Here is a 16,162-nt window from a genome sequence, read left to right as displayed (position 1 = left end):
TGTTTACCTAAAGTTGTCCTGGAGAATTTGTCTATTTATGAGATTGCTTCGTCGCTTCGCTCCTCGCAAAATAACTTTTGTTACCTCCCCCTTTTATATTTTTGATTGTTTACCTAAAGTTGTCCTGAAATTTTTGTCCATTTATGAGATTGCTTCGTCGCTTCGCTCCTCGCAAAATAACTTTTGTTGCAGCCCCTTTTATATTTATGATTGTTTCTCTAAATTTGTAATACAATTAAACAAATAAAAAATGAAATATACATCACTTGAAGAATTCCTGGATGACTGGGCTTATGAAAGCTCATCTACAGCAAAAGTATTTAATGAGCTTACGGACAGCTCACTTGAGCAGAAAGTTACACCCGATGGAAGGTCGCTTGGTTTTATAGGCTGGCATATCACAGAATCAGTTGGTGAGATGATGGGCAGAACCGGACTGAAAGTTTTTACACCTGACCATGAATCAGGACACTGGAATATGAACAAGGCGCAAGATCTGAAGGAGTGTTATAAACACGCCTCGGAATCGCTGGTTGAGAAAATAAAAGACCATTGGAATGACGGAACACTTGATATTGAAGACGATATGTACGGCGAGAAATGGAAAAGAGGCACGACTCTAAGTATATTGATAGCTCACCAGGCACACCACAGGGGACAGATGACAGTATTAATGCGCCAGGCGGGACTTAAAGTCCCGGGATTTTACGGACCTAGCAAAGAAGAATGGGTTGCCTTCGGGATGGAACCGCAGAAGTAGTGTGAATGGCAAGAGGCAAAATTAAAAAGGCAAAAATAATAATTGCAGGATTGATCCTCATAAACATTCATCTGTTCGCACAGGTCGATGCTTTATGGCTTGGCAAATGGAGTGGTGAGTTGTTTATTTTCGGGCAGCCGGGAATAGAAAAGGTAAACACGATCCACATGGAATTACACATCAGTAAAACTGATTCCGCAAATGTGTATAACTGGAGAATTATTTATAAGGATTCCGCGAATGATGACAGGAAATATTTATTAAGAACAATTGATCAGTCTAAAGGAAGATATGTAATAGATGAAAAGGACGGAATTTTGCTGGAAGCAAATCTGCTTGGAAACGCCTTTATAAGCCGGTTTGATATTGGAGGCTCACTGATTGAGACCCAATACACTTTACTGGAAGACAAGATTGTTTTTGAAGTAACGGTTAGTTCGGTTAATCCTGTTTCAACTTCTGAAAGTCAACTGGTACAGGGTGAAGTGAGATCATATACAGTAACAAATTACCAAAGAGCTTATTTATTTAAAGTACCTTAACTAACCTAACCTGCTTTAGGGAGAAATATCTCAGCCATCATGCAGCGGGCGCTGCCGCCGCCGACTGATTCAATAGTATTAATGTTTACTTCAACCAGCCTGCCGTATTTTTGCAGAGCCGCAGCCTGGTGGTCTTCAAAATTCCACATTGCGCTTGCCGAAAGTACTATTAGTGATTCACCCTGCACATTTTTTACGTTCAGAATATTTCCGCAGAAATTCTTAAGCTGGCTGTAAGTTATATCTATTACTTCAAGGCCTGAATACCTCAGTTTTGTAAGCACTTCACTTCTTTCGCCCGGCTCAATGCACTCACTGCAAATAACCGCGAAGCCATCTCCAACGCTCATAATTACATTTGTGTGATAGATAGGGTTACCGCTTTCATCGTTTGCATGAAAGAAAATACGGTTGCCGGAAGGGATTTTCATTTCATCGCAGTACCTTTCAAACAGTACGCTGTTTGTCCGCTCAGATTCAATTGCGTACACAGCGTTATTTTTCCTGTCAAGGACAAGTGAGCCCGTGCCTTCGAGTATGAGTCCCTGCCTTTCATATTCACTGTAATCAATAAATCTTTTTATGCTGAACCCGGATGACTCCATAACTTCTGTAATGGTATCTTTGCTTCTTTCAAGGCGGCGGTTCTCGCTGAGCATTGGGAAAAGCATAACGGTACCATCTTCATAAGTTGCGAACCAGTTATTAGGGAAAACCGCATCAGGTACATCATATTCAGTATCATTGCTTAAAACCAGGATATCAACTCCAACACCCGAGAGCTTGTTTGTCATACCCTTAAACTCTTCCAAGGCTTTTTTCCTCAGGGTATCGGGATCAAACTCAGGCTTGTTCTGGAATGAATTTGAGCCTGCAGTCTGGAAGTTATAGCCAAATGAATCCGGTGAAACCATCAGTATGCAGCTTGTTGTTTGTTGTGCCATAAAAATTACCTAATTACAGGTTTTGCTGTTATAAATTCTTTTCTTTTAAAACCACCGGTTTTGAGCGTTTGGTCCTGATCTTAATATTGATCATTTCAACAAATACGCTGAAAGCCATTGCGAAATATATGTAGCCTTTGGAAATATGCTGGTCAAATCCTTCAGCAATAAGCGTGATACCGATTAGCAGCAGGAAGCTTAATGCCAGTATTTTTACTGTCGGATGCTTGTGAACGAAATCACTGACTGCACCGGATGTGAACATCATAAATATGACTGATACTATTACGGCAGTTATCATTACCCAGAGCATATCTGTCATACCGATCGCTGTTATTACGGAATCAAGCGAGAATACGATATCGAGTATCATAATCTGAATGATTATACCCGCAAATGAAGCTGCTTTTTTGCCGGAGCCATCAGCGTGGTCATCGCCTTCGAGCTTTTCGTGAATTTCAAACGTGCTTTTTGCAAGCAAAAATAATCCGCCTACTATAAGTATGATATCACGGCCAGAAATTTCATTGCCTATTAAAGTAAAAAGGGGAGCAGTGAGCTTCATTATAAGTGAAAGCGAAAAAAGCAGAAGCACTCTCATTATCATTGCTGCTGCCAGGCCTGCTAACCTTGCTTTTTTCTGTTTTTCAGGCGGCAGCTTGCCTGCAAGAATTGAAATAAAGATAATATTATCGATCCCTAATACAATTTCAAGCGCTATGAGTGTTAAAAGCGCAATAGCTATTTCCATATATTATTTTCCGGCCTTAAGCTTAATTTTTATATTTATAATACTGCAAATTACTTAAAAGCTGAATTTAAATAAATCATAAAAATTTTACTTCTAACGCCGGTTCTGTTTCTTTTAGGATATTTGTTCATTAAATTTGTTTAACTAATTCGGGAAATGTTCGAACACTCCAAAACAAGGCTTGCAACCGGCAAGGTTTTCAGAGTCCGCCTGCTAAAATTTACACTGATAAGTACCGGTATTTTCGGGTTATCTCTTTCAATCGGTATAGTTGGTTATCATTATTTTGCGGGACTCAGTTGGGTGGATTCATTTTTGAACGCCTCAATGATACTTGGCGGTATGGGTCCCGTGGATATGCTTAAGACCACGCCTGCTAAGATATTCGCCGGATGTTATTCGCTTTTCAGCGGCGTAGCGTTTCTTTCTGCAATGGCAATTTTTTTAACGCCCATACTTCACAGGTTCCTCCATAAATTCCACCTTGATATAAATGACAGGGGAAAATGAAATTTTAAAAAAGTTAAAGCCAAATGATTAAGAATGTAATATTTGATTTTGATGATACGCTCTTCGATCACAGGCATTCAAGCCGCGAAGGGCTTAGAGCGGTTTGGAAGCGTTATACATGTTTCCATGAAATGACGCTTGAGCAGCTTGAGCTGGAGCATTCAGAAATACTTGAGCAGATTCATTTTTCTCATGTGCTTTTCGGTAAAATGACAATTGATGAAGCTCGCGCTGAAAGGTTCAAGTTCCTGTTCCTTAACCGCGGAATTGAAATAGATTTTAATACCGCCGAGAACGCTGCGGAAATTTACAGGAATGCATATTTAAAGAACAGAAGAAGAACTGAAGGAGCGGAAGAGATCTTAAAGCTGTTAAAGAAGAATTTTAAAATTGGTATTATCACCAATAACCTTATCAGCGAGCAGGAAGAAAAACTCGATCACCTTGGTTTGAGGAAGTATATTGACCTGATGATAACATCAGAAGAAGCAAGAGTGCCTAAGCCTGATGTGCAGATATTCAACCTGACATTAACAAAGCTTGCGGCAAGACCCGAAGAAACGGTGATGATAGGGGATTCATGGGAGCATGATATAATGGGCGCTTATAATGCAGGAATGAAATGTATATGGCTTAATCATTTCAAAGCAGAATGTCCAAACACCAATATTGCACTTGAAGTGCGTACGCTTAAGAATCCCGAATACATTCAGTCACTTTTCAGCACTCCGGGGTTTATAAAATAGAACACGTTCTTGTCATTCCCGCGCAGGCGGGAATCTAGTGGTTGAATTTTGATTTAGGGTTGAATTGTGAATTCAAATATTTTGCAATTCAAGAAATACGTGTTTCAAAGATCTTAGATGTATAAAGATTTTCGTCTGGATACCAGCTTTCGCGGGTATGACAAGTTTTACTTAGAGATTGAAAAAATTCAAAGATCATAGATGTATAAAGATTACCCCTTTGTTGGTCTTGTGACCAACAACTGAATTAAGTTAACTTCTGAAAAAGTTTTAACCACGAATTACACAAATTTCACGAAATTTTTAATGTTGATGATATACCTTTGATGGTGAAGTTTTCAAAAACAATGGCAGGATATTCATTTCTGCTGTTGGTCTCAAGACCAACAGCGGGTTAGTAATGATATCCCAACTTAGCAGCAAGTCAGACAATACTAATAGCGGAAATATAATCTTAGTGTTCTTAGTGCCTTAGTGGTGAAAAGTTATTCATCTGCATCTCTCATAAATTTTGCGTATATTTGTAATATAAATCGTGCCGCGCGTGCGGCAATCCGTGAGATATTCCTCTAGTTAAACACCTATTTATCAGTCGTAATATTAACGAGACAATTCAGACCCCTGAAAACGAAGGGATCAAACTAATTATTTTAAATTGGAAACATTAAAATTCGAAGATTTAAACCTCTCCAAAGAGGTCACAAAAGCCGTAGCTGATCTTGGCTTTGAAGAAGCTACGCCTATACAGTCACAGGCAATACCTTATCTGCTTGAAGGCAGGGATCTAATCGGCCAGGCGCAGACCGGAACAGGAAAAACTGCCGCGTTCGGCATACCTGTAATAGAAAAAATTGACCCAACTTCAAAGCTTACGCAGGCAATAGTACTTTGCCCAACCCGTGAGCTTGCTATACAGGTAGCTGAAGGATTCAGCGACCTGCTTAAATATAAAAAAGGCATCAAGGTTCTGCCTGTTTACGGCGGCCAGTCAATAGAGCGCCAGTTAATGACACTGAGAAAAGGGGTGCAGATAATAATTGCAACTCCCGGCAGGCTTATGGATCACCTTGAGCGCAAAACTATAAAATTTGATAATGTAAATACAGTTGTGCTTGATGAAGCCGATGAAATGCTTAATATGGGATTCCGTGATGATATTGAATCGATCTTAAAACAGGTCCCGAAAGAAAGGCAGACAATTTTCTTTTCAGCAACTATGCCGAAGCCGATACTTGACCTTACAAGAAAGTATCTTAAGAATCCGGAACATGTTAAAGTTGTTCATAAAGAGCTTACTGTGCCGAATATCCAGCAGTTCTATTATGAAATTAAGCCAAATATGAAGCTTGAAGTATTGACCAGGCTTATTGATGTATCAAACCCAACGCTTTCGCTTGTGTTCTGCAACACAAAGCGCACTGTGGATACACTTGTTGCGCATTTAAAGGCAAGAGGATATTCCGGCGAAGCGCTGCACGGCGACTTAAAGCAGAGCCAGCGTGACAGGGTAATGGATAAATTCCGTTCAGGAAAGCTTGACCTGCTTGTGGCAACAGATGTTGCCGCGCGCGGAATTGATGTTGATGATATAGACGCAGTGTTCAATTACGATATGCCGCAGGATGAAGAGTATTATGTGCACAGGATAGGCAGAACTGCGCGCGCAGGCAGAACAGGGCAGGCGCATACTTTTGTGGTCGGCAAGGAATTCCACAAAATTAAGGATATTGAAAGATATACAAAGTCAAAGATAATGCGTATGAATCCCCCAAGCAGCGAAGATGTTGCTGAGCTGCGTACATCAACATTCCTTGATGAAATTAAAAAAGCAATCGGCGATGGTTCAGACCTTAAAAAATACGATCATTACATAGATAAGCTTGTTGCTGAGGATTTCACATCGTACGAAATTGCAGGCGGCCTTATAAAGATACTAATTAAAGGCAATGAAGCCGAAAAGAAAGATCTGCCTGAGATACGTGAATATGACAGCACATCTGATGGAAGAAGGGACAGAAAAGGCGATAAAAAAAGAGGCAGAGACCGTGACCGCGGCGACAGGCGCGAGAGATCATACGGAAATGAAAAGTCATATGGAAATGAAAGGTCATACGGAAATGAAAAATCTTACGGTAAGGATAAATCCTACGGAAAAGACCGCGACCGTTCATTTGGAAAAGATAAACGCAAAGGTGATTTTAAAAAATCAGGCGGCAATATGGTAAGGCTCTTTATGAATGTCGGAAAAAAATCCAGGATCGGCGCAGGTGATATTCTCGGCGCAATTGCGGGTGAATCCGGGATTTCAGGCAGCCAGATAGGAACTATCGATATGTACGATAAATTTTCATTTGTAGAAGTTGATAAAAAAGTGGCTGATACTGTTGTTGAATCAATGCATAACAACACCATTAAGGGCAATAAAGTAGCAATTGATTTCGCAAAAGACAGAGAATAAATCTGTTTAAAATATTTTATTAAACTAAAAGCCGTCTCTTGAGACGGCTTTTATTGTTATTGAATCACCACTCGTAATGAACAAAGGGCTGCAGCCCATTGTTCGATAGATCATTAGTGATATTATGTACTGAATATCATTTATACTGAAATATATACTGCTCGCCTTCGTTGAGTATCTTCAGCCCTTCTGAATACGGCTTTGATATAGCCAGGCCGGTTGCGGAGTTTGAGCCGTATCTTTCGGCAAGATCCTTTAGCACGTATACGGGAATATTTGGGTCATCGAAATATTCAAGTGCGCCATAGTGTACAGGTATCATATAATCAGCCCTCAGCTCATCAAATACCTTCAGCGCGCCAAGAGAAGCTAAGTGATAATAGCTGCCATCGGTTTCGCAGTCGCGGCAGGGTCCAACGGGAATCAGAGCCAGATCAATTTTATATTTTGTGCCAAGGAATTTATACGCAAACTCATCATATGTAGTATCACCGCCGTAGAAGACAGTGATGCCCTTATATTCAATTATGTAACCTGTGCAGCCGGGCACTTTCCATGTGTAGCTGTCCATTCCGTACCTGCCGCCCTGGTGCTGCGCGAAAACAGCGGTAATTTTTACGCCGTCAATTTCGCGTGATTCACCTACATAACCAAGTTCTTTTGAGTTCGCCGTTCTGAGGCGTATCATTTCCATATCATACGAAGGCAGGTATTCTTCGGAGCCGGCGGGGATAATAAGCTTCGCTTTGGGAAAGCGGGCATCCAGGTCCTTAAGGCTGCCAAGGCTCATATGATCCATATGCGCATGTGATACGGCAACAATATCGAGCTTGGGAATATCCTTAATATTCAGTCCCGCTTCAACTTTACGCAGAACAACGCCTGAAATCACATCTTCAAAAACGGGGTCAACCAGTATTACTTTATCTTCAATCTGTACAAGCACTGTTGAGTGACCTACCCATAAAGCTGAGAGCCTGACGTTTTCTTTAACAGGGTCTTTGATCTTGTTTTTAACCTTCTCCGGTTCACCAAAGATAGATTCACCTATACTTTTCATACCGACTTTTACAGGCCAGCATCCTATGATAGTTACGGTAAATAATATAAATAAAAAAATAGCTGAACATTTCATCATATAGACTAAAAGTATTTTAAATAAAAGCCGATGTTATACCGGCTTCGTTCATCAAAGTTGTAGCTGAACTGCAGTCCAACAAAACCGAACAAAAAGTATATACCGCCTTCGGCAGACCAGTATCCGTTATTGCCGGTAAGATTATCATTTCTGTGGGTATATTTTCCGCCAAGCGAAAATGAAATTTTCTCTCCATCGCCCTTTATGGGCATGATAATTCTGCTGCCGGCGCTTATTCCGAATCTTGATAACCCCGAATACTTAAAGCCCGTTAAGGTCCATTCAGGCTGGACGAAAATATCCATTGAGCCTGTGAATCTGCGTACAGGGTTGATCTTGAAGAATTGAACTGGTGTTGTGTATTTGTTAGAGCGGAATGAAATGTTAACGGGTATGAGCTGCCACCTGAGCCCGAACTGAACTTTGGAATTTTCGCCGTCTGAATCCTGGAATATCACGGGTGAGGGGATTATCTGCATCATTGCCCAGGAAGTGTACATTTTCCGGTAGTCAGTGCTATCCTGCGCGAAAACTTTGGAGTTTAGTGTAACTACAGCGAAAATTATAAGTATTAATGATTTTTTCAAATTGAAATCTGCTCTTTTAGTGGATAGATTTAATAAGTCTAATAGGAATGAAGAGTAAAAAGTTTCTATTTTTAAGAAGAAATAGCCACGAATTTCACTAATTTCACAAATGATATTTAAATGAAAAGAATACATTTTTTTTCAAATTCAATACTTAGGTAAAAAATCTCAAATATTATGTTTTGTATTTGTTCCTACGAAATTCGTGACATTAGTGAAATTCGTGGCTACTCCTTATGTTTTTCTATTCTGATATTTTGATGAGTAAACGATATAAATCATTGAATTGCAACTTCTTTTAATTTTCGCTATTTTTGTTAAATTCGTTAAAAAATTTAAATAATCACGGAGATTTATAATGGCAGTAGTTGATATTGTAATGCCCAAAATGGGCGAATCAATAATGGATGGCAGAATTCTTAAATGGTTTAAGCAGCCGGGCGATAAAGTTGACCGGGATGAGACTTTGTTTGAAATATCAACCGATAAAGTGGATACAGAAGTACCTTCAGCAGAAGGCGGAATACTTGTAGAAGTGCTTTTCGCAGAAGGCGATACAGCTAACGTTGGCGATGTTGTTGCAAGAATTGAAACAGACGCGGCTAATGCCAATGTAAAATCAGGTGTAACCAAAGCCGATGCGCCTCAGGCAGAAGTTAAGGAAGAGCCTAAGGCAGTTGAAAAGGCTCCGGAGCAGGTAAAAGAAACTCCAAAGGCACCGGCAGCAGAAACAAAGGCCGAAACCAAATCAGGTTCAGGCTCAGGTTTCTACTCACCGCTTGTGCTTAACATTGCATCAAAAGAAGGCGTATCGATGGATGAGCTCTCCGGTATCACCGGTACAGGTGTTGGCGGCAGGGTAAGGAAACAGGATATCTTAGCATATGTTGAAGACAGGAAATCAGGCAAAGTAAGCGCGCCGAAGGCAACACAGGGCGGAACAACAACTCCTTCAACAGCAAAAGCTGTTACAGTTGAAAAGAAACAGGCTGAATATAAAGCTCCGGAGATACATAAATCAGTTGACCTGACCAACCTGTATAATATGCCCGGAGTTGATGTTGTGCCGATGGATACTCTGCAGTCAAAAATGGCTGAACATATGGTAATGAGCATTCACACCTCACCTCACGTAGCGGCAATTGCTGAGTGTGATATGAGCGCGGTTGACAGGGCAAGAAAAGCTATGGGCGATGATTTCCAGAAACGTGAAGGCTTTAAATTAAGCTATATGCCGTTTATCTGCGAAGCTGTTGTTAAGGCTTTAAAGGATTTCCCCCTTGTTAACGCTTCGATCGACGGAACAAATATCCTTGTTAAGAGTTTCATTAATTTAGGAATAGCTGTCGCGATGGATAACGGCGGACTTATCGTTCCCGTGATAAAAAATGCTGATTCAAAGAACCTGACAGGCATTGCAAGAGAGATGACTGACCTTGCAAAACGCGCAAGGGTTAAAAAGTTAACTCTTGATGAGATCCAGGACGGCACATTCACAATTACAAACTACGGCGTGTTTGGCAATATTATCGGAACCCCGATCATCAACCAGCCGCAGGTTGCGATATTAGGAACAGGCGCTATTAAAAAGCGTCCTGTTGTAGTAGAAACATCTGAAGGCGATGCAATTGTAATAAAGCCGATGATGTATTTAACGCTCTCATTCGATCACAGGCTGATAGATGGCGCTTTAGGCGGTAAGTTCATTATGAAGGTAGTTGAATACCTCGAGAACTACACAGTCTAAAATGTTTTAAATACGTTTCGGATCGCCTTGAGGGCTTTGGTGTGAATAAAATAAATATAATACTATATGACAAATTCATTCGGAACGCCCCCTGATCCAAATAATTTACAGGGAGATGAGAAAATGCTGGCGCTTTTTTCTCATCTTTCCTTATTTTTAGGGGGTATAGTTTTACCGATAATTTTCTGGGCTACCAACAGGGATAAATCGAAGTTCGTTACATTCCACGCTCTTCAGGCGTTGTGGTTCCACATTGCCTACATTGCAATAATTATAATCTGGGTTTTTGCCTTCATAATAATTGCTGTTATTGGCGGACTTGGAGTTGGTGCATTCACAAGCACAACAGGCAGGCAGGAAATGCCTGTATTTTTTATTATCGCTATGATTGGTTTTTATGCGACATTGTTCGCTATCATTTTCGGGGCAATTGGTTATTCCATTTACATGGGTATAAAATCTTACCAGGGCAGGTTAGTGAAATATCCGATCATCGGCAATAAAGTTTACGCAAAGGTGTATGGACCCGCAAACTGAATTTGAGGATATACCTCAGAATGACAGGATGCTTGCAATGTTCGCGCATCTTTCAATGTTCTTTGGCAGTATTTGGATACCATTGATATTCTGGGCTATTAATAAGGATAAATCAAAGTTTGTTACTTTTCATTCATTGCAGGCTTTATTCTTCCATATAGCCTATACGGTTATATTGGTATTCATAGTGATATTTGTCGCAGTAATTGGTATAGCAGCGGGACTCATAGTCCCGGGGCAGAGCGGGCCTTCGCATGTTGGCGCTTTGCAGATAATTGTGATATTGGCGCTTGGCGTAATTGTTATGGGATTTGTTTTCGGCAGTGTTGCAATCGCAATCATAAACGCAATATCTTCATATAAAGGCGGCATGAAGAAATATCCCATTGTTGGAAATATTGTTTATAAAAAGGTTTACGGTGTATAAAAATTCTTGTTATGCTGAACTCGTTTCAGCATCCTTGCGTTTTTTGCAAGTCCCGCTTAAGCGGGATATTAACATAATATGTGATTTGGGATGCGAGAAATATTACATAGTATGCAAGCAGACCCTGAAGCAAGTTCAGGGTGACAAAAAACAAAAAAGTGAATAAGTACACAAGCTATTCTTTAAGCATAGGATTATGTGTAACAGAAAAATAATATGGCTGAATTAGTACAAATAAAATATATAAACACCCACCAGAAGAAGCATGCTATTGAAAATCCGGAAATAGAAAATAACCGCAGGCCTGACTGGCTGAAAGTTAAGCTTCCAACAGGTGAGAATTTTACATACCTGAAGGAGCTTGTTGGTAAAAAGAAGCTCAATACAGTTTGCGAAGACGCACGCTGTCCAAACATGGCGGAGTGCTGGCACCGAAAAACGGCAACATTCATGATACTTGGCGAGGTTTGCACGCGTTCATGCGGGTTCTGCTCAGTTAAGCTTGGCAAGCCCGATGCGCTGGATTACGATGAGCCGCGCCGCGTGGCTGAGTCAGTTAAAGAGCTTGGCTTAAAACATGCTGTTATAACATCTGTTGACAGGGACGACCAGAAAATGGGCGGCGCTGATATTTTCGCGATGACTATAAACCAGATCCGTGAGCTTTCACCGGATTGCAAAGTGGAAGTGCTTATTCCGGATTTTAGAGGCAACTGGGAAGCGCTTCAGCTTGTTATTGATGCAAGGCCAGATATTTTAAATCATAATATCGAAACTGTTCCGAGAATGTACCATTTTGTAAGGCCGCAGGCTGTATATGAAAGGACACTTGAACTGCTGAAGATAGGCAAGGAAAAAGGTTTAATTACAAAAAGCGGTTTTATGGTCGGACTCGGTGAAACTGATGAAGAGGTATATGAACTGATGAATGATCTGAAAGCAGTAAATTGTGATATTGTTACAATAGGGCAGTATCTCAGACCCACAAAAAGCCATCTGCCCGTTCAGCGTTATGTACATCCTGATATATTTAAGGAGTATAAGCTCAAAGGAATTGAAATGGGCTTCAGGCATGTTGAGTCAGGTCCGCTGGTAAGAAGCTCTTACCATGCTGATGAACAGTCGGTTTAGTTTTATGTGTCGGCTATACGGTTTTAGGTTAGTGCACTTCGACTACCACGCCGAAGGCGGGCACAGCGCTCAGTGCGACAAGATTTATGTGATTTAGGGTTTTTAACCTAGAAGCCTGCGAAGAACAGGCTGAAAAAGTTTAGAACAAATGTTTTTTGCGTCAGGTAAACACCTGACGCCACAAGTAAGTTAAATTATACAGGAGCATTTTTTATTGCGTAAATTTCAAATAGTTTTATTACTGGTATTTTCTTTTCAGTTAACAGGTGAATTTTTTGCACAGAAGCTTAATCCCGAAACAACTGAATACCGTTACTGGATATATTTTAAGGATAAAGGGGAGTACAAGCCCGGTGATGTATTAACACCAGGAAGCGAAGGCTATAATTCAGCTAAAAGCGGATTAACAGAAAAAGCTCTGTGGCGCAGGTCAAAAGTGCTGGCACCTGAGATGCTGGTTAATTATAACGATATACCGGTTAAGCAGGAATATATCGATGGCGTTGTTAAGCTTGGCTTAACACCGCATGCAGTATCAAAATGGTTCAATGCTGTAAGCATAAAAGCCAAAAAAGAAAAGCTTGATGAAATTAAAAAGCTTCCTTTTGTAGAAAAAATAGAAGGTGTTGGTTACCTTGAGTTTGTTAAAATTACACCCGGAACTAAAATAATTAATGAGCAGAACAGGTATTACCAGGCAAAGACAAAGTATGATTACGGTTATTCATACTGGCAGAACGAGCAGATAAATGTACCGAAGCTGCATAACTACGGTGTAACCGGTTACGGAGTAACCGTTGGTATGTGTGATGACGGCTTTAACTGGAGACAGCATGAAGCATTAATGACAAGGAACGTTAAGGATGAATATGACTGGATATTCAAGGATGATTCAGTTCAGTACCAAACGCAGCCAAACCAGATGCCCGGTGACAGCTATGACCAGGACGGACATGGTACTGCAACAATGTCAACATTGGGCGGATATTTCCCGGGGCAGCTTATAGGTCCGGCTTTTGATGTGGAATTCTATTTAAGCAAAACAGAAGCAGGCGCAAGTGAAACACCGGTTGAAGAAGATTACTGGCTTGAAGCTTTGGAATGGATGGAATCACAGGGCGCAGAAGTGGTATCAAGCTCACTAATTTATAAACCGTTCGATCTGCCCAATAACCAGTACACATACAAGGATATGAACGGTAAAACTACCGTTATTGTAAGGGCTGCGGAGCTTGCAGCTAAGCTTGGAGTAGTTGTAGTGAACTCAATGGGTAATGAAAGCCAGACCACACCGCCAAGCATTGTTTCACCGCCGGACGGCGAGAACGTAATTGCCGTAGGCGCTGTTGACAGCGCAGGCAGGATAGCTTATTTCAGCTCAAACGGTCCAACAGCTGATGGCAGGATAAAACCCGATGTGGTTGCAATGGGCGTTGATGTTTACGCTGCTGCTTCATATTCATTTACATATGATACTGCGGGCTATTCATATACAAGCGGTACCTCGTTTTCGGGTCCGTTAACAGCGGGAGTTTGCGCTCTGATACTTTCGGTGCATCCTGAGCTTACCCCGCAGCAGGTGCTTGAAGCGCTGAAGATGACTGCTAATAAAAAGGATAACCCCGGCAATGTTTACGGGTGGGGACTCATAAACGCATACGATGCTGCTTTATATCACGGAATGATAATAAGCAATAAACCCGAGGTGACAGATAACGGGGAATCACAGAGTATTTCAGTCTATGTGCTTTCAAAAAATACAATTGTTTCTGAATCAGTTAAAATGTTCTATTCAGCAAATGGCGGCGAGTTTAAAGAGGTGCAGATGGTCCTTACAGAAAAAGCAGGTGAAAATAATTCAGGCAAATATACTGCAACAGTTCCGTTTGATGTTAGAACGGATAATATTAAGTTCTATTTTAAGGCATCGGATGATAAGGAATCACGCACCGCGCCATACATGGCACCCGCACGGTTCTTTTACTTTGACCAGGAAACGAAGAAACTTGTGATTTTCTGATCCTGAACGAAGTGAAGGATCTCATAGATAGGGCAAAGATTCTGTTATTTAGTGGTTTTTGCCCTCCGACTCCCACGCCAAAGGCAGGCACAGCGCTTAGGGCGACAGAGATAGAACGAAAATTGTTATTTCATCTCCCCCCTCTCCTTTTAGGAGAGGGGCAGGGGGTGAGGTTATAAACAGAGAAGCCTGATGGCAAGTCAGATGTTGGTGAAAACACCAACATCGGCGAAACAGAGATAGAACGAAAATTGTTATTTCATCTCCCCCCTCTCCTTTTAGGAGAGGGGCAGGGGGTGAGGTCATAAACAAAGTAGCCTGATGGCAAGTTAGATGTTGGTGAAAACACCAACATCGGCGGTGGAACACCGTCATGTAAACATCTAAAGACTAACAGCCTGACGGCATTAAAGATACCTGCTTTCGCAGGTATGACAAGCGAAAAAATTAGAAATAATATTTGAATAAACTACACACAACAAATAAAGAAACAGAAAAAGCGATACTTGTCTGCACAACTATACCCAAATCATCAACAGCAAAAACAGTAAAGCAGAAAATATTCAAAGAGCACCTTGAAGAGCTTGAGTTTTTAACTCAAACAGCGGGAGCTGTTGTAGTTGATAAGGTTTACCAGGAGCGCGATAAGATAGATAAATCATTATTTATCGGTAAAGGCAAGGCGCAGGAAATAGCAAAGAAAGTTGAAGATGAAAAGATTGATCTTGTCATTTTCGAAAATTCGCTTTCACCAACTCAGATAAGGAATCTTGAAAAGATCATTAAGTGCAAGGTGATAGATAAGCCCGCGCTTATTCTTGATATATTCGCAGCTAATGCAAGAACATCTGAAGCGAAAACCCAGGTAGAGCTGGCTCAGCTGCAGTACCTGCAGGCTCGTTTAACAAGGGCATGGACGCATCTTTCTAAACAGCTTGGAGGTATAGGTACCAAGGGTCCGGGTGAAACCCAGATCGAGACCGACAGAAGGCTCATAGGCACGCGAATTTCAATGCTGAAAGAGAAACTTAAAAAAATTGAAGAGCAGCGCAGGACCCAAAGGCAGCAGCGCGGGGGATTTTCACGCATTGCGCTTGTGGGATATACCAACGTAGGAAAATCAACTTTGCTTAACCTGCTTACAAATGCAGGTGTGTATGTGGAAAATAAACTTTTCGCAACTCTTGATACATCCACAAAAATGCTGAAGGAAATAAACGGCGAAAAGCTGCCGCAGCCTGTGCTCATTAGCGATACAGTTGGATTTATCCGCAACCTGCCGCATGACCTTATAGAATCATTCAAAAGCACGCTTGCTGAAGTTGTAGAGGCTGATATACTGCTTCATGTTGTTGATATATCAAGCGACAGCTACGAAGACCAGATAACAGTGGTTGAAGATACGCTGAAGGATATCGGCGCTGATTCAAAACATGTGATAATGGTTTTTAATAAAGTTGATAAGCTTGAAGAAAATAAACAGGAAATAATTTCCGCTCTTAAGCAGCGTTACAGTGATACAGTATTTATTTCAGCTTTCAAAGGCATAAATATGGGAAGCCTGTATGATAAGATAATTGATATGATGAAAAGTGAAATTGATGAGGTTGAAGTGAAGATACCTGCCAATGATCCGGAAGCTTATAAAGTAATTAACATGCTTCATGAAGAAGCTGATATTGTATCAACCAAATACCTTACAAAATTCATAAAGCTTAAAATAAAAGGAAACAGCAATCATTTAAAGAAAATACTGAGCGGGCTGAGCTCCGTTAAACAGCCGCCCAGGGGAAAATTAAAAAAGAATAGAAAGGAATTATCCGCAGAGGCAGTGTAGCGATGCAGCTGCAAAGCATGGCGGATA

At 40.9% G+C, this 16,162-nt stretch carries 15 protein-coding genes; 11 read left to right on the top strand and 4 right to left on the bottom strand.

Annotated features, from left to right (window positions below):
• Positions 1 to 250: 250 nt before the first annotated feature.
• Positions 251 to 760 (top strand): hypothetical protein, encoded by a 510-nt coding sequence (locus J0M37_12255; GenBank protein MBN8585857.1) that lies wholly within the window; start codon positions 251 to 253, stop codon positions 758 to 760.
• 5 nt (positions 761 to 765) lie between these two features.
• Positions 766 to 1,302: a hypothetical protein gene (locus J0M37_12250; protein MBN8585856.1), complete on the top strand. Its 537-nt coding sequence runs from the start codon at positions 766 to 768 to the stop codon at positions 1,300 to 1,302.
• Positions 1,303 to 1,307: 5 nt separating this feature from the next.
• On the opposite strand, the gene J0M37_12245 is transcribed toward J0M37_12250, so the two are convergent.
• Complete coding sequence (locus J0M37_12245; GenBank protein ID MBN8585855.1) at positions 1,308 to 2,246, bottom strand: amidinotransferase; 939 nt, start codon at positions 2,244 to 2,246, stop codon at positions 1,308 to 1,310.
• 28 nt (positions 2,247 to 2,274) lie between these two features.
• Positions 2,275 to 2,997 carry a TerC family protein gene (locus J0M37_12240; protein ID MBN8585854.1) on the bottom strand — a complete coding sequence of 241 codons (723 nt, stop codon included), beginning with the start codon at positions 2,995 to 2,997 and terminating at the stop codon, positions 2,275 to 2,277.
• Between the two features lie 156 nt (positions 2,998 to 3,153).
• Here J0M37_12240 and J0M37_12235 point away from each other — a divergent pair, with 156 nt between their 5' ends.
• From J0M37_12235 to J0M37_12225, 3 genes are all read left to right on the top strand, one after another.
• On the top strand, positions 3,154 to 3,507 hold the full coding sequence (locus J0M37_12235; protein ID MBN8585853.1) for a hypothetical protein: 354 nt from the start codon (positions 3,154 to 3,156) through the stop codon (positions 3,505 to 3,507).
• A gap of 23 nt (positions 3,508 to 3,530) precedes the next feature.
• Positions 3,531 to 4,253, top strand: a complete 723-nt coding sequence (locus J0M37_12230) for an HAD family hydrolase (protein ID MBN8585852.1) — start codon at positions 3,531 to 3,533, stop codon at positions 4,251 to 4,253.
• Between the two features lie 655 nt (positions 4,254 to 4,908).
• The gene (locus J0M37_12225; GenBank protein MBN8585851.1) at positions 4,909 to 6,711 is read left to right on the top strand and encodes a DEAD/DEAH box helicase; all 1,803 of its coding nucleotides are present in this window, start codon (positions 4,909 to 4,911) and stop codon (positions 6,709 to 6,711) included.
• Positions 6,712 to 6,847: 136 nt separating this feature from the next.
• Here J0M37_12225 and J0M37_12220 read toward each other — a convergent pair whose 3' ends face one another.
• Together J0M37_12220 and J0M37_12215 are read right to left on the bottom strand one after the other, a co-directional pair.
• A complete protein-coding gene (locus J0M37_12220) occupies positions 6,848 to 7,849 on the bottom strand; it encodes an MBL fold metallo-hydrolase (GenBank protein ID MBN8585850.1) in 1,002 nt (333 codons plus the stop codon).
• A gap of 5 nt (positions 7,850 to 7,854) precedes the next feature.
• Entirely contained in the window at positions 7,855 to 8,436 is a 582-nt protein-coding gene (locus tag J0M37_12215; GenBank protein ID MBN8585849.1) for a hypothetical protein, read from the bottom strand.
• Positions 8,437 to 8,794: 358 nt separating this feature from the next.
• On the opposite strand from J0M37_12215, the gene J0M37_12210 reads away from it, so the two are divergent.
• The 6 genes from J0M37_12210 to hflX all read left to right on the top strand — a co-directional run bounded on the left by J0M37_12210 (position 8,795) and on the right by hflX (position 16,135).
• Entirely contained in the window at positions 8,795 to 10,183 is a 1,389-nt protein-coding gene (locus J0M37_12210; GenBank protein ID MBN8585848.1) for a 2-oxo acid dehydrogenase subunit E2, read from the top strand.
• A 66-nt stretch (positions 10,184 to 10,249) separates the two neighbouring features.
• Complete coding sequence (locus J0M37_12205) at positions 10,250 to 10,720, top strand: DUF4870 domain-containing protein (protein ID MBN8585847.1); 471 nt, start codon at positions 10,250 to 10,252, stop codon at positions 10,718 to 10,720.
• Positions 10,704 to 11,147, top strand: coding sequence for a DUF4870 domain-containing protein (locus tag J0M37_12200; protein MBN8585846.1), 444 nt, complete (start codon positions 10,704 to 10,706; stop codon positions 11,145 to 11,147). Before J0M37_12205 ends, J0M37_12200 begins: the two co-directional genes overlap by 17 nt.
• A gap of 216 nt (positions 11,148 to 11,363) precedes the next feature.
• Complete coding sequence (gene lipA / locus J0M37_12195; protein ID MBN8585845.1) at positions 11,364 to 12,278, top strand: lipoyl synthase; 915 nt, start codon at positions 11,364 to 11,366, stop codon at positions 12,276 to 12,278.
• A 214-nt stretch (positions 12,279 to 12,492) separates the two neighbouring features.
• Positions 12,493 to 14,298 carry a S8 family serine peptidase gene (locus J0M37_12190; protein MBN8585844.1) on the top strand — a complete coding sequence of 602 codons (1,806 nt, stop codon included), beginning with the start codon at positions 12,493 to 12,495 and terminating at the stop codon, positions 14,296 to 14,298.
• Positions 14,299 to 14,758: 460 nt separating this feature from the next.
• Positions 14,759 to 16,135, top strand: a complete 1,377-nt coding sequence (hflX, locus tag J0M37_12185; GenBank protein MBN8585843.1) for a GTPase HflX — start codon at positions 14,759 to 14,761, stop codon at positions 16,133 to 16,135.
• Positions 16,136 to 16,162: the final 27 nt, after the last annotated feature.

The organism is Ignavibacteria bacterium (genome assembly GCA_017303675.1).
In the GTDB taxonomy this organism is placed as follows: domain Bacteria; phylum Bacteroidota; class Ignavibacteria; order Tepidaquicellales; family OLB5; genus OLB5.
This window is presented reverse-complemented; position numbering and strand designations above follow the sequence as displayed.

What these genes read in the sequence shown, in the direction of transcription:
- J0M37_12200 (MBN8585846.1), top strand. Translation starts at nt 10,704, where the DNA reads ATGGACCCGCAAACTGAATTTGAGGATATACCTCAGAATGACAGGATG.
- J0M37_12220 (MBN8585850.1), bottom strand. Translation starts at nt 7,849, where the DNA reads ATGATGAAATGTTCAGCTATTTTTTTATTTATATTATTTACCGTAACT.
- J0M37_12255 (MBN8585857.1), top strand. Translation starts at nt 251, where the DNA reads ATGAAATATACATCACTTGAAGAATTCCTGGATGACTGGGCTTATGAA.
- J0M37_12235 (MBN8585853.1), top strand. Translation starts at nt 3,154, where the DNA reads ATGTTCGAACACTCCAAAACAAGGCTTGCAACCGGCAAGGTTTTCAGA.
- J0M37_12205 (MBN8585847.1), top strand. Translation starts at nt 10,250, where the DNA reads ATGACAAATTCATTCGGAACGCCCCCTGATCCAAATAATTTACAGGGA.
- lipA (MBN8585845.1), top strand. Translation starts at nt 11,364, where the DNA reads ATGGCTGAATTAGTACAAATAAAATATATAAACACCCACCAGAAGAAG.
- J0M37_12210 (MBN8585848.1), top strand. Translation starts at nt 8,795, where the DNA reads ATGGCAGTAGTTGATATTGTAATGCCCAAAATGGGCGAATCAATAATG.
- J0M37_12240 (MBN8585854.1), bottom strand. Translation starts at nt 2,997, where the DNA reads ATGGAAATAGCTATTGCGCTTTTAACACTCATAGCGCTTGAAATTGTA.
- J0M37_12250 (MBN8585856.1), top strand. Translation starts at nt 766, where the DNA reads ATGGCAAGAGGCAAAATTAAAAAGGCAAAAATAATAATTGCAGGATTG.
- J0M37_12230 (MBN8585852.1), top strand. Translation starts at nt 3,531, where the DNA reads ATGATTAAGAATGTAATATTTGATTTTGATGATACGCTCTTCGATCAC.
- J0M37_12245 (MBN8585855.1), bottom strand. Translation starts at nt 2,246, where the DNA reads ATGGCACAACAAACAACAAGCTGCATACTGATGGTTTCACCGGATTCA.